The sequence below is a fragment of the Mucilaginibacter sp. P2_D11 genome, assembly GCF_056404435.1.
The window spans coordinates 17,209-32,562 of record NZ_JBFUEA010000003.1; the positions used below are offsets into that span (position 1 = coordinate 17,209).

Below are 15,354 nucleotides of genomic sequence, written 5' to 3' on the forward strand. Positions count from 1 at the left end.
GGGAAAGGGAATTAAAGCGATTTTCCGGATTAGAAAAAGCTGGAAACCTGAACCTGAATTGGACGCAAAACCTGGAAAAAGCTGGAAATTTTTAGGCCGTTTTAGGCCCAAAAACAGCCAAAAATGACTCTTGGGAATGCGCATAAAAAACCCGAAAACCCTCCGAAAAACACAGAAAAACACCGAAAAACCTCCGATTTTCTCGGGAAATGCCCGGCTTTTTTGCACAAGCATCTCCCCGAATTTCTATAAAATAAAACTGGACAAGACGAGCCTACCTCACCACCCGGTACACTATCCAGTTATCGGTTTCGTACACCTTTTTAAAGATGATTTGCGGCAGGGTGCGTTTGATGCTCACCAGGTAACGGTTGTTGAGCTGGGTGTAGCCGGTTACGAGGTTCTTGGCGGTGGCTATCACAATGTAGTCGGCCGCTTTATCCGGCGATTCTACGCCACTCAGGAAATTGTCCTGGTAGGGCATGGTGAGGGTGCGTATCTTCTGGCGTTCTACAAAGGCTACCACGCCGTAGGCGGTTGCATCGTCCATCAGTATGTGCGCATCGTCGGGCAGGGAGTTGATGTAGCTGGCCACGTCCATATTGTCGGCCTGGGTTTTATCGTCGGTACGGTTGGTGAGTACGGAGAGGAAGTTGCGGTCCTCGGGAATGGGCGATGTTTTGAGGAAGTACCAGCCGGTGTATAACTGCACGGCCACGGTAATGGCCAGCAATATCCTAAAGGCCTTTTGGTTTTTCACCGTTTGCGATTTAAACATTACGCACATAAACGCCAGCACCACAAATATCATGTAGTACTCGTAGGCCAGGTAAACCTTATCGTACTTCAGGTGCAAAAACTCTATGAACGCAAAGGGCGTAAGCAGCGTAAGTACCTGGTAAGTACTCTCCCTGAATAAGTAGAGCGCAATGAGTATCATGGGGCAAAACATCAGCACGCGGGCAGATAGCAGCAGGCTTACCTCGGGTATCTGGTAGTTGGTGTTGGTGGTCTGCTGGTCGAAGCTTAGCTTATCAATCAGTACGTTCCAGGTGGCGTATGGGCTCTCGTTGAAGTAGTTAAGGTCGCTGGCGTGGGTAAGGTTAAGCAGTTTGTAGCACAGCACCGCTACCAGCGGCAGGGCAAATAAAATAATGTACAACGCAAAGGTTTTGTTTACCAGCTTGCGCCGCAGCGATGGGCTGTTGAAGCTAAGGAACAAGCGGAAGATGCTCTCCTGCTCGCCCAGGTTAAGGCTGTGGATGGTAATGGCCAGCACCAGCGGCAAAAAGAACAGCGTAAGCCACACGAACTTATAATCGCAAAAGATGAGCGTAACCAGGCATATGCTGGCTATAGATACGTGGAAGGTGGTATTGCTGCGGTAAAACTTAAGCAGGTTAAGGAAGAACAAAAAGAAGAATATCAGCATCAGGTATCCCCCCTTGCCCGAACACGCCGTGTACAATATACCGGGGTGGAAAAGGAAAAGCGCCAGCAGTATGTACAGGTAAAAATCTTGCGTGTTGCGTTTGATAAGCGTGGCTGCTATTACATAAAACAGCAATGCCGTGCCTATGGCTGATGCCAGCGCGGGCGCCAGCGTATAGCTGATGGTAGTGAAGGCAAAGGTCGCCATAAAGGGCAGCATGGGCGATGTAAGGCCCATTACCTTCAGGCGCACGCCCACGCCATCAAAAACGATGAGGGCCTTTTCGATATAGAACAACGACTCGTGGTTGTAGTACCCTAAATTATTGAGGTACACCGCCGCCACCAGGTAATAAATTACCAGTATGCAAGTAATGAACAGTAAGTAAACAGACCTGCTGATTCTCATTTAACAATATTTGTAGGGTTGCTGACTTTGCTTAGCCCGTGGTTGGTTTTTTCCCAGTAAAACGGGTTGGTAACCAGCTGGAACAAGCCCTTATATGCCGAGATGCTGTGCATGAGCCAATAAATAGGGTTGGCTATGGCAAACAATATCAGTTCGTAATACCGCCTTTTAAATACGGCCATCATGTTTACGTATATCATGAGGATATTACCCACCATGAGGTTGAAGATAGACATGAACAGTACCCAATCAGGGAACAGGGTGCGGATGCTCGATAAATCGAATACAATGTAACAGATAAAAAACGTCAACAGCAGCGGGTACACCAAAAATATCACAGGTGTAGCACCGATGAAAAAGTTGAAACCGAGGAAACCTTTCCAGCCAATTTTGCGCACCAGGGCGGCAGGGTTGCGCATGTGTACCAGGTAGGTTTGCATGTAGCCCTTTATCCAGCGGCTGCGCTGGCGTATCCAGTTGAAGGGCTCGTTGTTGGCTTCTTCGTAGGTGGTGGAGTTGATGATGGCTATCTTGTGGCCCTTTGCATAAGCGCGCACGCCCAAATCGGCATCCTCGGTTACGTTGAAAGGGTCCCATGCGCCAAGGTCTATCAGTTCCTGCAGTTTGAAGTGGTTGCTGGTGCCGCCCAGAGGGATAGGGATATCCAGGGTATCTAAACCGGGCAGCATGTAATCGAACCAGTAGGAATACTCCAGCGTAAACATACGGGTAAGGAAATTCTCGTTACGGTTGAAGTAGTTGAGTGCGCTTTGCACGCAAATAAACTCCGAAGGCAGCTTGCCGAACAGCGATACCACTTTCTTCAACTGGTCGGTATCGGGGATGTCCTCTGCATCGTAAATAGTAAGGTATTTGCCACGGGCAAAGTGCAGGCCGTAGTTGCAGGCCTTAGGCTTTGTTTTGGGCATGTGGAAAGGCACCACGATAACTTCGAAGATGGCGGGGAAATCGAGATTACGTACTGCGTTGAGGGTTTTGTCGTCGTCTTCCTCTATCAACAGTTTTACATCAAGCTTGTGGCGGGGATAATCTATCGCCTGCAGGTTCCAGATGAGTTTCTTTATCAGCTTATCTTCTTTATAAACGGGCAGCAGTATGGTGTAAATGGGGAGTTCGTCATCAATCACCAGCTTAAGCTCTTCTTTGGTAACCGCCTGGTGCAACTCGAAACGCGAACCCACCAGGGCCAGGAACAGCTTGAATATGATTGCCACCAAAAAGAACGAACTGATAATAACGTTGAGGATGATGGACGTGTTTTTGAAACTGAGCACCAGGCCCACTGCAACAATACCTATGACAACGAAGGTAGACACCAGCTGTGCCGATGAAAAGGTTACCACGGCAGAGCTATCCGGGTCGCGCTTCATCAGTTCGAATACGGACGATTTAACATACTTATCGCCGATGAGCTTATTGCTTAGCCAGGTGATATCAAGGTCTGACGCCACGATGATTTCGGGTTCCATATCGTAGGTAAACCTAATGAAATCGGCAAACAGCTCGTCATCGGGGTTGGCCATCAGGGTTATCACCTTACCGTTTTCTACACGCAGGGGAAGGGCAAGGTGGTCGTTGGCGAAGCTAAGGTCTATTTTATCTAAAACAGCCTGGTCATACTCCATCTCTCTTATCTGGGCAAACTCATACCCATCCTCAATCATCGAACGCTCGTAGTTTTTGCGCGATATGTAGCCGAAGGTTAGGGCTATCTTGATGAAAGATAGCCCCGTCTCCAAAGAAAGCCTTTCGATTTTTTCACGATTATCGGCGGTTAAAAAGCCATGCTTAACCAATAATTCAGGAATCGCCATAGTCATGAAAAAATTAATTCGTTAGGATATGAATATGCACCGGGTACATTAATCATTAAACAGCTCCTGTGATTTCTGAACTTTCGAACGGATGTACAGGAACGAAAGCAATATCAACACTAATATACCCAGCAATATGTACAGGTTGTAGGTATCCCAGAAACGGGTAAGCGCACTCTTTGTATCAATATACTCCAGGTTATCACTGCTTTTGTTGATGTTGAACAGGTATTTGTTGTTGTTTACGTCAGATATACAAACGTTACTGCTTAAGGTAGATAGCTGCTCGGTGATGGATTTGGAGGCCGATAAGAAAGCATCTGCCAGGTGCTTGCCTGTGGCAGTAAGCACCAGCGTAGCGTTGTTGTTGCGGCCGTAGAATATCTGCGCTAAACCATTTGAGGTGGTATCAGACAGCTGGTACACAATGGTGTTGTTATCTGTATTATACAGGCGGAAGTTCTTCTCAAAATTGATAGGCGCATCCGGGAACTCTTTGTACAACGGGTCATCTTTGCTTAAAAGGGCGATGATGTTGTTCTTTTTAAGCTCTGATGGCTGTATGCCATCCGGGCCTGATGAGTAAACAAACACCGGGAAGTTATTGGCGTTGATGTTGTTGTTTAGCTCGTAAATAATTTCGCCCATGGCGCCGGCGGCATATTTAGCATAATCTTTACTTACCACAATTTTGGTGGTACCGCTGTTGAAGGCTTCAGGATACTGGTAGAAACTGAGGTCGCTGGTGATGAAGGGGTTCTTCGATTCCAGGTACGATTTATCTACGTCAACCTCGGCAAAGAAATTGGTAAAGCTGTTTTTGCAATTGCCGTTGTTAGGATAAAAACGGAACTCGGCCTCCAGGGTGTTGTATTTATGGTGCTGGTAGCGGTTAATGGTAACGGTAGTATTTAACTTGCCCGATGCATCCAGCTTCTCGCTGCTCAGCAATAAACCGTTAAGGTATATGTTGAAGAAACCACGGTCGCCGGGGTTGAGGCTGCTGTAGTTACCTATTATGCGTATCTCCACCTCTTTAGGGGTAAAGCTAAAATCGGAGTTCTTGAAGTTGAACGCGCTTTTTAGCGACCCAATGCCCGACAGGAAATCGCTCACGCCGCCTATCTGTTTAAGCGAAAGTTTAGAGCGGTTTTCATCTACGGTTTTGAAGAATTGGTTCTGGGCCTTGTTTATCAACAAGTAATCGCCGAAGGTAGAGTTGAGGATATTCATGTTACCCAAAGCGGTGATAGCTTTTTCGTAACCTTGATCGTCGCCACCGGTAACGTATAATATCTCGGTAGGAACTACTTCCTGCGCAACCGATTTTACGGCGGTAAGTTGACCCTTGTTCTCAACCATGCGCGTAATGGTATCTGTAACCGTGCTGATAGCTTTATGCAGGTAAAATAAGCCCTGGTTGTTTTGGGGCGTAACTTTTACCAGCGACCTATCGGTACCGCTTAATGACGATAGCATACCCACTTTTATATAGTTGCGTATGGTATCGGGCAGTTTGCCTTCCTCATACACGCCAATGGTTTTCTGCTGCGTTTTCTTCATGCGCGAGTACGCCCAGGCAACGGCCTTTAAATCGTGCAGGGTGGGGTTTGCAGGATAAACGATCGCCCTTTTGCCATCGAAGCAATTGCTGATGTTGATGTTGGCGAAGAAGTTTTTATTGCTCTTTACCAACGACAAGTAGGAGTAGTTCTTAATTTTTAACCACATGGCGGGGTTATCCAAATCGCGGCACGGGTCGTCGGTAATTGTCAATAGCGTTTTAACCTGAATTTTGATGTAGTTATCCGGCGTTACATCGGCCTTGGTAAGGTTGATGGATATCTTCTGTATAGAATCCTTAGTTAACCGGGCGCTGTAAACCGGTTTTGGGCCTATAAATAAGTTTACGTACGATTTTTCCCTAATCAAAGCCTGCGAGGGCTCGAAATACACCACCAACTTGCTGCCATTTATCTCATACTCGGGCGTGATTTTGAAGTAGAAGGAAGTGGCTCCGCTCATACCGTAAACCGGCTCGTCATCATCGTGGCCCATCGCCTTAAATGAAATAATGTGTTGCGCAAAGCTAGTTGTGCTTAACATTATAAAAGCCAAAAGGGTAAGTAGTCTCTTCATTGTGGTTGTATGTATTAGTTTATTACGTAAAATTCTACTCTGAAATAATTGCCGTTATCGTCGCTGCGGTACATCATCTCGCCGCCAAGCTCTTTGGTCATCAGTTTGGCTATAGATAAGCCCAAGCCCAGGCGGCTCTCAATACTGGCCGATGCATCGTTAAGGGTTTTAAGCTTGTTGAACATCATATCCAGCTCCTGCTGCCCAATGGCCACGCCTTCGTCTATAATTTCGAAAACAAATTTCTGGCGTTGCAAGCTAGTAACAATGCGTATGTTGTTGTTTGTTTGCGAAAACTTTATAGCATTGGAGAGTAGGTTTTGGAACACCTGCCCGGTAAACACCCTATCCAGCTTTACGTTAAGCGGCAATTTCAGTATGTTATCTACCAGGTGTATGTTCTTCATTTGGGCAGTTTCCTGTAAGCCTTTAAACACATGCATCACCTCGGCGTTGATGTCGAAAATCTCCATATTGAACTTCATTTCAGGCGATTCGATTTCCTTTACGTCCATCAGTTTGTTCAGCATGTACTGCATCTTCTCGGCCGATTCGGAGATGTAGTTGCTCATTTCCTTTTGGTCGGCGCTAAGGCGGTAATCCTCTTCTTTGAGTAGGTTATTGCTCATCATAATTTGGCTGATGAGGTTCTTAAGGTCGTGCCCGGCTATGTTGATGAAACTGTTCTTCTGGTCGTCCAGTTTTCGCAATTGCTCGTACTGGCGGTCGATGATGTTGTTTTTCTCGTTAATGTCGCGGTTCTGGTCTTTCAGTTGGTCATTGGATTTCTCGATAAGGATCTGTGATCGCACCTCGCGCGCCATTACTTTATAACGGGCGTTTGGTATAAGGCAGGAGATAAAAGCGATAACAAAAAAGAAAGTGCCGCCGTTACTGATAACGAGGTCTAAAGTTAATTCGCTTAATAAGTTGTAAAAAATGGCTAAAAGCAATAAGGCCAGCAGAGTTTGAATGATGGAATTTATGGGTTCCCAAAAAACCTGCAGATTAAAAAACAGCAAAATAGCAGCATACATTAAAAAATAAATAAGCTGGTTTTGCATGCTCACCAAATTGCATAAGATTGCCGATGTTACCGAAAGGAGGAAGAATGTCAGATGAAGAAGCGACCTGTAATTGTACTTTTTAGTTTGAAAAAAGCTGTACAGACCATATATTATAAGTACTGTTATAATTCTGACTATAAAAACCTGGAGCCAGATATCTTTAGCATAAATAAAGTCAACTATACTAAATGTAGGATATAGGAAGAAGATAGACCAAATAATATTATTGGTTTGGTACCATGCTTTTTTTAAGATTTCCTTTTTATATTCTTCTTTCGATATTTGAACAAACATTATTTGTTGAATTATAATAAGTTTTTCTGGTCAGTTAACGGTTGCAACATTAAACATAGGTGAAAAATACCACTCTTAACCTAAATCTTTTAAAATTAGCGCAAAGTGTGCTATTAGTGCCATTTATTATAATTATGCAGTGCTTTAACGCAAAAAGCAAACCAGTTCCATTAAACGAAAGGCAGATAGCATTCAAGCGTGCTAAAAGCCTTGATAACGGCGTGAGCATTTCATGGCTCGAACAATGGTGGAACAAGGATGTGTTAAGCGCAAATCCCCTAAAAAAGGCCGATTACGAACTGCTTAAGAAACTTAAAGTTTCCACCATACGCTTACCCGTAGCATTTGAACACTTCGAGACCACCCAAATCCCTGTTGGGAAAGTATTTGCCCACATTGATGAAGTTTTGAAACAATGTAAGTTATACGATATAAAATTGATCATAGATTACCATTACGGTAAAATAAATGATAATAATTATATAACCGAAACCCAAAAGGTAATTAACCAGTGGTTATTATTAGCTAAAAGATACAAAAAAGAGAGCCCCAATTTACTTTTTTTCGAGATTTACAATGAACCAGGCCCCATAAACCCCAAAGTGTGGAAAGATGCCGCATACAACATCGTTACCGCCATACGCAAAGAGGATGCCAAACGTACGCTGATAGTAGGCGCCTCCAATTATAACAGTATTTACGAACTGAGCCGTATGGAAAGATTGGCCGATGAGAACATTATTTACACCTTCCACTTTTACGAGCCGTTTATATTTACCCACCAGGGTGCCGATTGGGTGGGCGACCAGGTATCTACCACGGGCATCCCCTTCCCCTACGACCCCAAAACCTACCCGCCCATGAACCCCGGCGTAATCGGCACCTGGGGCGAAAACAATTATTACCAGTACCGGGTTGATGGCAACCAGCAATCGGTGCGGGATAACTTGCAAATCGTGAAAAATTGGGGCAACAAGTATTACGTGCCCATCATCTGCGGCGAGTATGGCGTGTATCGCAAATACAGCGATGAAGGCAGCCGTTACCGGTACATCAAAGCGGTGCGGCAATCCTTAAAAAAATTAGATATTCCGGGCATTCATTGGGATTACAACAGTAATTTTTCGATATTTAACGGCCAGCCCTCTGTTAAAAACCTATCAACCGGCATGATGGATGCCATTGATTATAAACAGGCAAAACAATAATGTAATTAATTGATTAACTTTGTAGGCTAATACTGTACTATGCACTTTTTTGAAGAAAAACGTAAGGAGGTTATGTCGCACATCGAGCCCCACATGCTGGAGAAGATGTTCGAATTCCTTAAACCTGTAGATACCATCTGGCAACCATCAGACTTTTTGCCTGATGCATCGCGATCTACTTTTTTCAGCGAAATAAAAGAATTGCAGGAGAGTGCGAAAGGTTTATCTTATGATTTGATTGCCGTATTGGTTGGCGACACTATTACAGAGGAGGCGCTGCCTACCTACGAATCGTGGCTCACCATGGTTGAAGGTGTATCGCACAACGAAGAAGGCGGCTGGATGAAATGGACCCGTTATTGGACGGCCGAAGAAAACCGCCACGGCGATTTGCTAAACAAATACCTTTACCTAAGCGGGCGCGTAAATATGCGTATGATGGAGGTAAGCACCCAATGGCTTATTGCCGATGGTTTTGACATAGGTACCGGCCGCGACCCGTACCGGAACTTTATTTATACCTCCTTTCAGGAGCTGGCTACCAATGTATCTCACCGCAGGGTGGCATCGGCAGCAAAAAAAGATGGCGATACACTACTATCAAAAATGTGCGGCGTTATTGCAGGCGACGAAGCCCGCCATGCAAAAGCATACAAATATTTTATAGAAAAGATTTTTGAAGTAGATGCCAACGAGGCTATGCTGGCTTTTGAGGATATGATGCGCAAGAAAATAGTAATGCCAGCGCACTTCCTGCGCGAAGTTGGCTTAAAGGTTGGCCAAACCTTCGGCCATTTTACCGATGCTGCCGAGCGCCTGGGCATTTATACAGCTTTGGATTATGTAGATATTTTGAAAGAGCTGATAGAAGACTGGCACATAGAAAGCGTCACCGGGCTGGAAGCAAACGGCGAAAAAGCACGCGACTATATCATGAACCTGCCCGCCCGCTTATTACGCGTAGCCGAGCGCATGAAAAACCCCATGCTGGAGTACAAATTCAGCTGGATACACGGACAGTAGTTTTCAGGAAATATAAGAAGAAGCCTGCTGCAAAGCGGGCTTTTTTGTTTTGGGCTATTCTGTTTTTTTGATGTTAAACCCCTGCGTTTTATAATCATCGGGCAGGTAATCATTGGGTATTTGTATGTGGTTGCCATCGCGTAGGGCGGTGTAATGCGGCGACATAATTTCTACCCCGGCTTCGTTAAACTTATCCTGTATGTTTTGGTGCAGGCGCGAGTAAATGCCCGCCGTTTGGTTAGACAGGTTGGTGTAAGCGTTTACCTGATAGCTCACGTTAAAATCGTTAAGCGCGGTTTGCAGTACGAATGGTTTTGGCTCTGGCAGTATGCCTTCGGTTGCTTCGGCCGCACTTATCATCAGCTGGTGTATTTGCTGCCATGGCGCATCGTACCCAATGGTGATGGTGGTATTCAATATCAGCCCCAACGTTTTTGCTGTAGAGGTATAATTTACGGTATGCCCGTTTAAAATAGTGCTATTGGGCACAGTAATATCCTCGTTTTTGATGGTGCGGAGGCGGGTAACCAATATGTTCTTCTCTATCACGTCGCCGGTTATTTCGCCAACTTTTACGCGGTCGCCAATCTTAAAGGGGCGCATGTAAGTAAGCACTATGCCCGCTACCATGTTGGATATTGCAGACGAAGAGCCAAGCGAGAACAACACGCCCAGGAAAACCGTAACCCCCTGGAACACCTTCGAGTCGGATCCAGGCAGATAGGGGAATATCACCACAAACATAAATGCATAAAGCAATACCCGGATAATATTATAGCTGGGCATTGCCCATTCGGGATAAAAGCCATTGATGGTGAATGCGCCCTGCTCAATTTCGCGTGCTATAAATTTTACCAGTTTTACAATGTAGTAGGTTACCGTAAAAATTACTGCTATAGTAAGCAGGTTGGGAATGTAATGGATAAAAGCCAGCAAGATGCTCTTAAGCGGATCTACGATATAACCAAGCAACAGGGTTGCATAAGGCTTAGAGGAGGGGAAGATAAAAAACAGTAGCGGTAGCGCCAGGTAAACCAGCACGATAATGATGACGAGCCTTACCACCCGCAACAAGCTGTTTATCAACGGGAAAATACGGTTGGCATAACCAACAGGCGCACCTTTGGCGGCTAATTTAGCAAGCCTGCTTTCCCAGGCGTTTATGATTTTTAGTTTCAACCAGCGAAAGGCACGGTTAAGAGCCCATATCAATAATATCAATACGGCCACTACGGCGGCGGCCTCCAGCAGGTTGGTAATCAGTTGGTTTATGCTATTATTTTCAAGCTCATTGCCCAGTTGCTTTTTCAATATAGCCAGGTAGCTTGCTGCCAACTGCGGCCGGCTAAATTCGGTAAGCGAGGCATCCTTGTTGTTAACCGCCAGCATCATCTCCGATTTATAGGTAATGATGGATAACGCGCTGTCGTTTTTCAACGTGAGCGAATCGGGGTTAAAATCTATCCGGTTGATGAGCGATGCAATCCTTTTGGTAACCACCTGCGCACGCTCTGCCGGGCTAAACAAACCCTGGCCTGCATAAAAAGTAAAAAGCGTATCGTGGTTTACCACTACGGGGTAACCGGCCTCGCGTACTTGCGCTTTTGCAGCAGTAAAGCAAATACAAAGGCAAGCCAACAAAACGTATAATTTCCGCATAGCAAGTTTTTATGCTAAAGCTAAATATTATATTTAGAATAAGGAGCAGTTCGGTTAGCCCTCCAGCACCAGATCCGTCCCCAAGCCATCCGACAAATCATCGTATAAACTATTCAGGATTGACTCAAGTGTTATCGAGTTTACATCATCCACGTAATGCTCATTGCGGGTTATCCATAATTCCTGTCCGTTTACCTCTATATTAAATAATATGCCTTCATATAAATCGGGCTGCGATATGGTGATGCCGCCGGGCGTTTTGGCTATCGCGAAGCTGATATCGCTTTGTCGTTGTTTTTGGAAGATAGGATTTAACCGTTCTTGCAGGTGCGTAAAAAGTTCCCCGGAATTTATAGCTTTATGCAGGGTGATGATTTTCATGGGCTTTGTATTTATATATTTACAATTGCCTGTTGTTATTGTTTACCCGGTGCTTTTATTTAAGCGTGCAAAACAGCAGCTTTGCTATATCTGTTTCATCTAAAAACACCGAAAATGAAATACAAACTATTGGGCCGTTCGGGTCTTAAGGTTTCCGAACTTTGTCTGGGCACTATGGGCTTCGGCACCGAAGCCGGCTGGGGGGCTGATGCTACTACAAGTTTCGATATTGTGGATGCTTACGCCAATGAGGGTGGTAATTTCTTAGATACCGCCAACATTTACAAACTGGGCACCAGCGAAAAAATCATAGGCGATTACATCAGCAACCACGATCGCGATTACTTTGTACTAGCCACTAAATACACACTAAAGGACAACCTTAGCAACCCTAACGCCAGCGGCAACAACCGCAAGAACATGATGCGTAGCGTAGAGGACAGCCTTAAACGCTTGAAGACTGATTTTATAGACGTGCTGTATCTGCACATTTGGGACGATATAACGCCAATTGATGAAGTGCTGCGCGGCATGGACGACCTGATTAAGCAGGGCAAGATAACCTATGCCGCTATCAGCGATACGCCCGCCTGGGTAGTAGCCAAAGGCAATACCCTTGCCGAATTGATGGGCTGGAGCCAATTCATCGCCCTGCAGGTGGAGTATAGCCTGCTGGCCCGTACCGCCGAGCGCGAACTGATACCGATGGCCAAGCACTTCGGCATGACGGTTACGCCATGGGCACCGCTTGCAGGCGGCGCACTAACCGGTAAATACTTAAAAGGCGATAAAGGCCGCATAAAACCCGAAAGCAATCGCCTTAACCAGCGCGCCGAAAAGATAACCCGCGTAGTAATGGAAATTGCCCAAGAACTAGGCGTATCTGAAAGCCACGTAGCCCTGCAATGGACCATGAGCAAAGGATTCCAATGTATCCCAATAGTAGGTGCCACCAAGGTAGACCAGCTAAAAGATAACCTGAAAACGGTAGATGTGAAGCTAAGCCCCGAACAAGTCAAAAAACTGGATGATGCCAGCAAGATAGAGCTTGGCTTCCCCGGCGATTTCTTTAACGAAGATGCCGTGAAGATGAATACCTTCGGCGGGTTTTATGATAGGGTTGAGAAAAGGTAATAAGTATAAAACGAAGTAACATATGAATACTCAAATAAAGCGTTTTATACTCGGTGTGGTCTTTTGTATCTGCTACATCACAACCACCCACGCCCAAACCCGTAATCTCAACATAGTATTCATCGGCAATAGCATTACTTACGGTGCAGGCCTTGATAGCCCCGCTACGCAGGCACCGCCGGTTGTGGCATCGGCATGGTTGCAAAAACAAAAGGGAGTTGGGGTGGTAAGCTTTAGTAATCAGGGACATAGTGGCTACACCACACTCGATTTTTTGCCGGGAACCCCGGCTTTCATTGCCGTGGTGCAAGCTGCAAAGGCCTTTGCCAATCATGATGCCCAACTTATTTTTTCCATAAAGATTGGCACCAATGATAGTGCCGTAAAAGGCACGCACGGTGCTCCGGTTTCCGTTGGCGATTACGGCATTAACTTAAAAACCATTACCGATACGCTACTGAAAGAGTTCCCGGCGGCGATAGTTATTTACCAGCACCCGGTTTGGTACAGCCCCAATACCCAGAATGGCGCCACCTACCTGCAGGAAGGCCTTACCCGACTGCAGACTTATATGCCTGTAATAGATGCACTTGCCGCAAGATACCAATCAACCAACCCCGACCATGTGTTTGTTGGCGATACAAAAGCTTTCGCCTATTTTAAGAAGAATTACCAAACGGACTTCCAGGCGGAGCCGGGCAGGCAGGGTACTTTTTACCTGCACCCCAATAAAAAAGGGGCCATTGCTTTGGGCGAATTTTGGGGCAAAGCCATATACAAAGTGCTGAAGAACCTGCCAAAACACTGACGTTTTTTTCCGTGTTTTTGCTCAAATGGCGCAAAAAAAGGGATGTTTTTCTTTTTTTTGCGGCTATCCGAGATAGGTTTTTACGCCGTTTGCACAATTTACCCCATCGATGGCGGCCGAGATAATTCCACCGGCATAACCCGCACCTTCTCCGCAGGGAAAAAGGCCTGCAACTTGAGGGTGTTGGTAGGTGTCCCGGTCGCGGGGGACTTTTATGGGCGAGGAGGTGCGCGATTCCACCCCCACCAATATCGCCTCGTTGGTATAGTAACCTTTCATCTTTCGGCCGAAGGCAGGGAGGGCTTTGCGCAGGCGGGCGTGTATCCAGTCGGGCAATACTTCAAGCAAGTCTGTGCTTTTGCAGCCGGGCAGGTAAGAGTTTACGGGCAGGTTAGCCGATACGCGCCGCTCCACAAAATCAACCATGCGCTGGGCGGGGGCAACCAGGTTGCCGCCACCGGCTTTAAAGGCCAGGTGCTCGGCCCGCTGCTGAAAATCCAACATCCGGAAAGGGTCGGCCATATCGCCATGCACATCCTCCATATTTATCTGTACCACCGTGCCCGAGTTGGCAAAGGGGTTGTTGCGCTTGCTGGGGCTCCAGCCGTTTACCACTATCTCATCTGCCGCGGTAGCGCAAGGGGCGATGATGCCGCCAGGGCACATACAGAACGAGAATACCCCCCGGTCGTCTACCTGTTCTACCAAATTGTAGTAAGAGGGGGGCAGGTACGGGCCGCGGATGTCGCAGTGGTACTGGGCGCGGTCTATAATTTCTTGTGGATGCTCTATGCGAACGCCCAGGGCAAAGGGTTTGGCTTCTATCAGTATCCCCTGTGCGTGCAACATCCGGAATACGTCATGCGCCGAGTGGCCCGTGGCCAGTATCACGGCATCTGCCAACAGTTTTTCACCATCGACCAGTTGTACGCCCTGTATCTTACCGAATTGCACCAGCAGACCGGTTACCTTGGTATCAAACAGCACTTCGCCGCCGGCATTCAGGATGCTCTCGCGCATGGCGGTGATGATCTGCGGCAGCTTATTGGTGCCTATGTGTGGTCGGGCATCAACCAGGATATCCTCGGTAACGCCGTGGGCCACAAAGGTTTTCAGTACGCCGGTAACATCGCCGCGCTTGGTGCTGCGCGTGTATAGTTTCCCGTCGGAATAAGTCCCTGCGCCGCCCTCGCCGAAGCAATAGTTCGATTCGGGGTTCACCAGGCCCTGTTTGTTAATGTTGGCCAAATCGCGGCGGCGTTGCTTCACGTCCTTGCCGCGCTCCAGTATAATGGGTTTGAGGCCTTGTTCTATACACTGCAGGGCCGCAAACAAACCTGCCGGACCAGCACCTACGATAATAACCTGCCGGGCATCCTTTACATTTTTATACTGATGGTCGTAATGTTCGGGCAACTGGGGTTCATCTATATAAACGGCAACCAGCATGCGGTACAATACTTTGCGGCCGCGGGCATCTATAGAGCGTTTCAGGATTTTTACACCCTGTATCCTTTGTTGGGGAATGTTGATAGCCGCCGAGGCAAGGGCCGTCAATACAGCCTCATCTTCGTGCTGCCCGGGAGGGCAAACAATTTCTGTTTCTTTTATCATGATGTTGCCGGGTTTTTATCCCGGATGCGACAAAGGTACATATTTGCTTATTTGCGCGGCGATTATTTAACCGCAAAGGGCGCAAAGATTTGCTTGTTGGCGAGCGCAAAGGACGCAAAGATTTTAATTGGAGGGCTGCATTTATCGTTAAAATTTACAACTCATCACCAAAAAAAACTTTGTGATCTTTGCGTTTTTTTCTTCGCGTTCTTTGCGTTTAAATAGCCACATAGCTGCGTTTTTTCACCCCTCACCATCCCGTTAAAACACCCTAAATAACCAAATTAAGCAGCTGATTGTAGCGCAATTACGTCAGGTATCGTATGGCTTCATACTTAGTGTATGGCGCACA

General features: G+C 46.5%; 11 protein-coding genes. 4 read left to right on the forward strand and 7 right to left on the reverse strand.

Going from position 1 to position 15,354, the window contains the following annotated elements:
* Window positions 1–274: 274 nt before the first annotated feature.
* The 4 genes from AC1DXC_RS04960 to AC1DXC_RS04975 are packed head-to-tail and all read right to left on the reverse strand — an operon-like array spanning window position 275 to window position 6,878.
* Window positions 275–1,840, reverse strand: coding sequence for a hypothetical protein (locus tag AC1DXC_RS04960; protein ID WP_477458029.1), 1,566 nt, complete (start codon window positions 1,838–1,840; stop codon window positions 275–277).
* Window positions 1,837–3,675 carry a glycosyltransferase gene (locus tag AC1DXC_RS04965; RefSeq protein ID WP_477458030.1) on the reverse strand — a complete coding sequence of 613 codons (1,839 nt, stop codon included), beginning with the start codon at window positions 3,673–3,675 and terminating at the stop codon, window positions 1,837–1,839. The genes AC1DXC_RS04960 and AC1DXC_RS04965 overlap by 4 nt, the downstream gene beginning before the upstream one ends.
* Window positions 3,676–3,723: 48 nt before the next feature.
* Window positions 3,724–5,814: a cellulose biosynthesis cyclic di-GMP-binding regulatory protein BcsB gene (locus tag AC1DXC_RS04970; RefSeq protein WP_477458031.1), complete on the reverse strand. Its 2,091-nt coding sequence runs from the start codon at window positions 5,812–5,814 to the stop codon at window positions 3,724–3,726.
* Between the two features lie 14 nt (window positions 5,815–5,828).
* A complete protein-coding gene (locus AC1DXC_RS04975) occupies window positions 5,829–6,878 on the reverse strand; it encodes a sensor histidine kinase (protein ID WP_477458032.1) in 1,050 nt (349 codons plus the stop codon).
* A gap of 431 nt (window positions 6,879–7,309) precedes the next feature.
* Here AC1DXC_RS04975 and AC1DXC_RS04980 point away from each other — a divergent pair, with 431 nt between their 5' ends.
* Both AC1DXC_RS04980 and AC1DXC_RS04985 read left to right on the forward strand, forming a co-directional pair.
* Entirely contained in the window at window positions 7,310–8,383 is a 1,074-nt protein-coding gene (locus AC1DXC_RS04980; protein ID WP_477458033.1) for a glycoside hydrolase family 5 protein, read from the forward strand.
* A 39-nt stretch (window positions 8,384–8,422) separates the two neighbouring features.
* Window positions 8,423–9,406: an acyl-ACP desaturase gene (locus AC1DXC_RS04985; protein WP_477458034.1), complete on the forward strand. Its 984-nt coding sequence runs from the start codon at window positions 8,423–8,425 to the stop codon at window positions 9,404–9,406.
* Window positions 9,407–9,460: 54 nt separating this feature from the next.
* Here the strand turns inward: AC1DXC_RS04985 and AC1DXC_RS04990 are convergent, their stop codons facing one another.
* Window positions 9,461–11,065, reverse strand: a complete 1,605-nt coding sequence (locus tag AC1DXC_RS04990; RefSeq protein ID WP_477458035.1) for a mechanosensitive ion channel family protein — start codon at window positions 11,063–11,065, stop codon at window positions 9,461–9,463.
* A gap of 54 nt (window positions 11,066–11,119) precedes the next feature.
* Complete coding sequence (locus AC1DXC_RS04995; RefSeq protein ID WP_477458036.1) at window positions 11,120–11,446, reverse strand: hypothetical protein; 327 nt, start codon at window positions 11,444–11,446, stop codon at window positions 11,120–11,122.
* Window positions 11,447–11,560: 114 nt separating this feature from the next.
* On the opposite strand from AC1DXC_RS04995, the gene AC1DXC_RS05000 reads away from it, so the two are divergent.
* Both AC1DXC_RS05000 and AC1DXC_RS05005 read left to right on the forward strand, forming a co-directional pair.
* Entirely contained in the window at window positions 11,561–12,580 is a 1,020-nt protein-coding gene (locus AC1DXC_RS05000; RefSeq protein ID WP_477458037.1) for an aldo/keto reductase, read from the forward strand.
* A gap of 22 nt (window positions 12,581–12,602) precedes the next feature.
* Complete coding sequence (locus AC1DXC_RS05005; RefSeq protein WP_477458038.1) at window positions 12,603–13,388, forward strand: GDSL-type esterase/lipase family protein; 786 nt, start codon at window positions 12,603–12,605, stop codon at window positions 13,386–13,388.
* A gap of 63 nt (window positions 13,389–13,451) precedes the next feature.
* Here the strand turns inward: AC1DXC_RS05005 and AC1DXC_RS05010 are convergent, their stop codons facing one another.
* Window positions 13,452–15,002, reverse strand: coding sequence for an NAD(P)/FAD-dependent oxidoreductase (locus AC1DXC_RS05010; protein ID WP_477458039.1), 1,551 nt, complete (start codon window positions 15,000–15,002; stop codon window positions 13,452–13,454).
* Window positions 15,003–15,354 lie beyond the last annotated feature (352 nt).